Here is a 4,088-nt window from a genome sequence, read left to right as displayed (position 1 = left end):
GGGGAAGAACAGCTGTTCAAGCCGGCTTGGCCCTTCGGCCCTGCGCAGTCCTCGTCCGGTCCTCATCCGGGCCTCGTCCGGGCCTGGTCTTCCGACGTTCGACATCTCGGACCACCAGCACTGCCTCACGCTGACAGAGATCGTCAAGCCGCCCGTCTGAGCTTGGCCTTCCCGAGATCGCCTGGCACCCGACGACGAGGAGACAGGATGCAGTCGCACGGAATCAGCAGACGCGCGATGCTCGCACCTCGGGGCATGGCCGGCCTATCCGAAACCCCATAGCCCTGTATGCGTGCCGGCATGCGGCCCCCCCGGTCGCATCTATGGCCGTTTCAGCACCTGGGACAGCCCTTACTTCCCCGGCCCTTCCGGCCACGTCACGAGTCGACGCGAGGGCCCAAGTGAGGTCAGCCCGCTGTTTCCTTGCGTAGCGCGGGGTCCCCTGTGCACGCTGCCTGTCGGGGATCGCCTTGAAGGCCTCGCCCTTCTTGGGCGGCTGTACGGCGAGGTCGTACAGCCGCCCGGCGCTGCTCCCGGCCTGTGTCGCTTCTCGATTCCGGTGCGGACGGGCCGCCGTGACCTACCAGTCCTGGCAACCGGCCACCTCACACAAGTGGACTGGCCCGGACGGCGTCAGCCGGCCGCTCGCCGGCCGGGTCCGCCCCGGGGTGGCTGATCCGCAGCTTCGACTGGGGGTGCCACGTCTGCTCCCAGTCGTCCATGAAGCGGGCGACGAGACCATGCTTCTCGGCCAGCCGGATCAGCGTCTCCGTGCGGTAGTAGAAGTCCTCGCGCAGTACCTGGTGCTCGCTGCCCTCAGTGCGGTCGAAGGTGAAGTCGAAGAAGCCGCCGGGGGCCAGCACCCGTCCGACGTGCGACAGGCATTCGTCGATGACCTCCAGCGGCGTGTGCGAGAACACGCTGTGCGCGTGCACCACCGTGAACGACGCGTCGGGGAGGAAGTCCAGCGTCAGGTTGTCGACGGGGGTCAGGTGCGGCACCTTCTCCTGGAGGCCGTAGCGGACCAGTGTCTTCTTGGCCTCGATGAGGATGTCGGGCGAGATGTCGATGCCGAAGTAGTGGCCGGGCTCCAGGTACTGGATGAATCGCCACCCCGCGCGCAGATTGCCGCACCCGATTTCCAGAATCCGGTCCTGCGGCCTCAGGCCGTGCTGCACCAGATAGTCGAACTGCAACTGCCCGATGGGCAGCCACTGGTCGTGCGACGTCACGCCGCTGACCGCCGCCGCCGGGTTCCTCGCGGTGTCCGACGCCATCACGGCCCGGTAGTACGCGACATGATTCCCGCGGTGCCGCAGCAGCAGCCAGCCGTCCCGTCCCGCCCGTCGCAGATACGGCAGCACGCGCGCCGGATGCTTCAGCGCGTAACGCACCTTGTGTCCGAGTCGTGCACGATTCCGCGGGCGCGAAGCGGATGTTTTCTGCATGACGGCCTCCGTGCGATGTGTGTGGGCTGACCCTGCGCGGATGCTAGCGGCGTACCCCGCGCCCATCCCATTTCCGTGTCACCCGTTCGGACGCAGGGCGCTGCCCCTGCCGGTCCATGTGCCGGGTGCCTTGGGCTCAGCCGTTCGGGAGTCGTTCGCCCGGAAGGTTGGCTGTAGTTGTACTTCGCTTCCCCCGCCTCCCAGTGCCGGAAGGCGTCCTTGATCGCGGTCTGGCTGTCGGTTGCGGCGCGCCAGTAGATGAGTTCGCCGTATTTACGCTGGCCGCCGAGCGCCGGACCTTGCAGTTGTTTGCTCACTGCTCCGTACCAGGGGTGAGCTCGTCGCTCCAGCGGAGCGGCCGCGCCCCGTGCTCGGCGCCGCGTCGGCGTCGATGGTGATGCCTCGGGTCCGTTGTCCTCGGGCTGGCCTGGTGGGTGTGGTCGAGCGGGGCCGACGGGGATGGATCAGCCGGCGGTCCAGACGACCGGCTTGCCGCCTGCACCCGAGGCCCGGCGCACAGGCCAGAACCAAGCAACCGCCGCCAGGCGCCGGGGGTCGGCCGGCGGCCGGTACAGACCTCGCCGGCGGCCACGCGGACCGCACCTGGGAGAAACGGCTCCGCGAACTGGTCCGCCCCGAAGTCCTCGTCCTCGACGACTTCGCGATGCGCCAACTGAACGCCACCCAGGCCGATGACCTCTACGAGCTGGTCAGCGAGCGGCAGGGAAGGTCTCTGATCATCACCAGTAACCGGGCGCCCAACGACTGGTATCCCCTCTTCCCCAACCCCGTCGTCGCCGAGTCCCTCCTGGACCGGCTGATCAACACCAGCCACCAGGTCATCATGAACGGCCCCAGCTGCCGCCCGAACAAGCGCCCCAAGAACCGCGCTGACAAGCCCTCAACCAAATGACCCGGATCAGTCCCACCAGTTGAACATCAGCTCGCCGACCGTGCTGGGACGCCAGTAACGCACCTGTTCCAGCTCTGCTTCGGCGAGCTCGCTGGTGTCAGCCGCGGCCAACGGCATGCTCAGTTCTTCGACGTCCAGCAGCCGGAAGCCGCCCAGCTCAAACGCGTCCGCCCACGCCGGTGGGGATGTGAAGTCCGTCAGCGGCGCACCAGCCTGCGGACGACTCGCCGCAAAGGCAACGACCGGGAGTACCTCGTGGCACAGGACGGTCGACTCAATGCCTGGGGCGGTGATCAGAACTGTATGGAAACTCGGCGTGACTGCTGCCGGAGTCACCTCGCCGACCGTGGCCCGAATCGAACGCGCCACCGTATGGCAGGCGGTCTTGAAGGCCCCAACGTCCACCAGTGGCAACGGGTCATCGCCTTGCCCCCAGAACCCGGTGGCTCCTCGCGCGACGCGGATCAACGCACGACTCAACTCTCATTCTGTCCGTCAGATCTGACAAGAATGCCACGCGACCGAGCTGAGTGATCACGCACTGCTACACCCTCCGGAGTCCTCTTCGAGGCCGTCTCAGCTACAGGGGTGGGGAATTACGTGCGCCTACTCCTGGGGAAATACGCGATCGTCCACATCGTCACGGAGGACGACCGCCACGGCGTGGGGCCCTGATGTGATCGTCACGCATCATCAGTTGCGAATGAGACGCACGGGGGTCGGCGGTGTCTCCGCTCAGCGCGGCGCCTCGGCTACCCACGCGTTGTCGTCAAGGGCGAGCATGCGGTCGGCTGCCGCGCGTGACGGCATGACAGGTACGTCGTCCCTGGTCCGTAGCGCGGCAGCGGCCGCCAGATGGCCGAGGCGCAGCCGGGACCGCTCGTCGCGGCCGTCCAGAACGCCGGAGAGGTAACCGGCCGCGAACGCGTCGCCCGCGCCGACCGGTTCGACCACCTCGGTGGGCAGGGAGGGAACGAACGTCCGGGTACCGCCGGTGTACGAAGTCGCCCCGTGCTCGGCGTCCTTGACGATCAGAGCCGGCACGGCCGCGAGCAGTTCCGCGATGTCGTCCGGGCGGGCGGTGCCCCACAGGGCCTCGGCCTCGTCCCTCCCGACGAACACCAGGTCGGCGGCGCGGGCGAGGGCCAGCAGGCTCCGCGCCGCCGCTGCCGTACCGCCGCGCCAGAGCGCCGGACGGTGGTTGACGTCGAAGGAGACGGCCGGTCCGGCGGCGGACCCGCCGTCGCCGGTGACGCGGTCGACGAGGATCGCCGCGAGGAGCTGTGCGCAGCTGTCGGACAGCGCCGCGGCGACGCCCGACAGGTGCACGACACGGGCGCCGCGCAGCACGGGCAGCCGTGCCAGATCCGGTCCCATCCGGGTGGCGGCAGATCCGCTGCGGTAATAGTGCGTACGCGTACGGTCCGGGCCCGGGTCCTTGAAGTAGACGCCGGTCGGTCGGTCCGGATCGGTCTCGACGCCGCTCACCTCGACGCCGCGCGCGGCGAGTTCGGCCAGGATGCGCCGCCCGAACGGATCGTCGCCCACACGACTGAGCCAGCTGGCGCGGTGGCCGAGCCCGGCGAGACCGCAGGCGACGTTGGACTCGGCACCGCCGATGGCCATGCTGAGCGTGGACTGCTCGGCGAGCGGGCTGCTGTCCGGCGGGCTGAGGACGGCCATGGTCTCGCCGACGCACACGACGTCGGCCGCGGGCTCGGGACCGT

Annotated in this window: 3 protein-coding genes and 1 pseudogene; 1 reads left to right on the top strand and 3 read right to left on the bottom strand. The window is 68.8% G+C overall.

The window, feature by feature from the left end; genetic code table 11:
- Positions 1–605 precede the first annotated feature (605 nt).
- The gene (locus GUY60_RS35365) at positions 606–1,448 is read right to left on the bottom strand and encodes a class I SAM-dependent methyltransferase (protein ID WP_161705460.1); all 843 of its coding nucleotides are present in this window, start codon (positions 1,446–1,448) and stop codon (positions 606–608) included.
- A 574-nt stretch (positions 1,449–2,022) separates the two neighbouring features.
- On the opposite strand from GUY60_RS35365, the pseudogene GUY60_RS40115 reads away from it, so the two are divergent.
- Positions 2,023–2,361: pseudogene (locus GUY60_RS40115) on the top strand (ATP-binding protein); the annotation flags it as partial.
- A 6-nt stretch (positions 2,362–2,367) separates the two neighbouring features.
- On the opposite strand, the gene GUY60_RS35355 reads toward GUY60_RS40115, so the two are convergent.
- Positions 2,368–2,829, bottom strand: coding sequence for a hypothetical protein (locus GUY60_RS35355; protein WP_161705458.1), 462 nt, complete (start codon positions 2,827–2,829; stop codon positions 2,368–2,370).
- Between the two features lie 267 nt (positions 2,830–3,096).
- Positions 3,097–4,088 (bottom strand): sugar kinase (locus tag GUY60_RS35350; RefSeq protein ID WP_223178774.1); only part of this gene is annotated, 992 nt, incomplete at its 5' end.

Origin of the sequence: Streptomyces boluensis (genome assembly GCF_009908195.1) — a bacterium.
In the GTDB taxonomy this organism is placed as follows: domain Bacteria; phylum Actinomycetota; class Actinomycetes; order Streptomycetales; family Streptomycetaceae; genus Streptomyces; species Streptomyces boluensis.
The sequence above is the reverse complement of the archived record's forward strand: the minus strand, read 5'-3'. Positions and strand labels throughout refer to the sequence as shown.

Coding starts and splice junctions, on each gene's coding strand:
- GUY60_RS35365 (WP_161705460.1), bottom strand. CDS start 1,448: ATGCAGAAAACATCCGCTTCGCGCCCGCGGAATCGTGCACGACTCGGA.